Genomic DNA, 1,431 nt, shown 5'->3' with positions numbered 1-1,431 from the left:
TTGAGGCCAGCCGACCCAGCCGCCGTTATTGTATTACCCAAGCCGCACTTGACGTTTTTCTGATGCAAAAAGAAAATGAACAGGTGCAGGCTTCGCTCGAACACAGGAGCAAAGCAAAATGCCGATCTACTTACGAAAAGGCGTTTACTACGTCGATATTAGGACAGAAAGCGGCCGCAGAATTAGACAGTCTGCTGGCACTAAAAACAAGCAGAAAGCGCAAAGGCTGCACAATAAATTGCATACGAGTTATGGCAGCACGAGCATTTTGACGAAAAACCGAAACGGCTGTGGGAGGAGGCCGCAGTCAGGTGGATTGAAGAGAATGGCAGCAAGAAAAGCATCGGGAACGATTTGTGCAGATTGCGTGGTCTGCCGGAACTGCGCGGGATTTACCTGCATCACTTGACCCGTGATTTCATCATGGATACCGTCACAAAAAAGAACTGCTCCGACAGCACGAAAAACCGTTATCTTGCACTGATTCGCGCCATACTGAACAAAGCCGTCAAGGAATGGGGGTGTTTGGAAAGAGCTCCCCATCTGACGCTTTATCGAGAGCCCAAACGGCGGATCCGCTGGCTGACGAAAGATGAGGCAAATAGGTTGATTGCCGCATTGCCCGACTATATAGCTGAAATGGTCATATTCAGCTTATCCACGGGATTGCGTCAGCGCAATGTTTTGGATTTGGAATGGCAGCAAGTGGATTTGACGGGAAGAACCGCATGGATACATCCCGACGAAAGCAAATCAGGCAAGGCGATAGGTGTAGCCCTGAATGATACGGCCATAGGCGTAATATCAAGGCAGATGGGGAAGCATTCCCAATTTGTCTTTACTTATTCCAATGGACGAAAAGTTCAAAGCATCAGCTCGAGAATTTGGAAAAACGCCTTGGGAAAGGCAGGAATTTCTGATTTCCGCTGGCACGATCTTCGGCACACGTGGGCGAGCTGGCTGGTTCAGTCTGGCGTGCCGTTGTCCGCCTTACAGGAGATGGCCGGTTGGGAAAGCGTTCAAATGGTACGCCGTTACGCACATTTGTCGGCGGAACATCTTCAAGCCCATGCCGAGGTATTGGACGGAATCGGACTATGTAAAGACACAGATTGGACACAGTGCCGACTTGAAAAAAATGCCTAGCTTACGCAAGGCATTGATTTAATTGGTGGGTCCGGTGGGTTTCGAACCCACGACCAAGGGATTATGAGTCCCCTGCTCTAACCCCTGAGCTACAGACCCTCAAGAGAAAGGGCATATTGTATCATAAAATATTACAGAGACAAGGACCGCTTGGCTTTTACCACCGTATATTTTATCCATAAGCACCTTGCCTCAAGTGTAGGAAAACGTCGCGTTGTTTACACCAAAGGTTGAGAAAAATAAGCCTGCAAGACTTCAAACTGCGGTGCGGCTTCACAGTGTTAC

Annotated in this window: 1 tRNA gene and 1 pseudogene; one reads left to right on the top strand and one right to left on the bottom strand. The window is 48.9% G+C overall.

The window, feature by feature from the left end:
- Positions 1 to 118 precede the first annotated feature (118 nt).
- A pseudogene (locus tag NSCA4_RS12505) lies at positions 119 to 1,146 on the top strand (tyrosine-type recombinase/integrase).
- 23 nt (positions 1,147 to 1,169) lie between these two features.
- On the opposite strand, the gene NSCA4_RS0100095 reads toward NSCA4_RS12505, so the two are convergent.
- A tRNA-Ile gene (locus tag NSCA4_RS0100095) sits at positions 1,170 to 1,245 on the bottom strand.
- Positions 1,246 to 1,431 lie beyond the last annotated feature (186 nt).

Origin of the sequence: Neisseria sicca 4320 (assembly GCF_000193735.1) — a bacterium.
GTDB lineage: Bacteria > Pseudomonadota > Gammaproteobacteria > Burkholderiales > Neisseriaceae > Neisseria > Neisseria sicca_E.
Note: the sequence above shows the minus strand (reverse complement) of the source record. Positions and strands in the feature narration are given on the sequence as shown.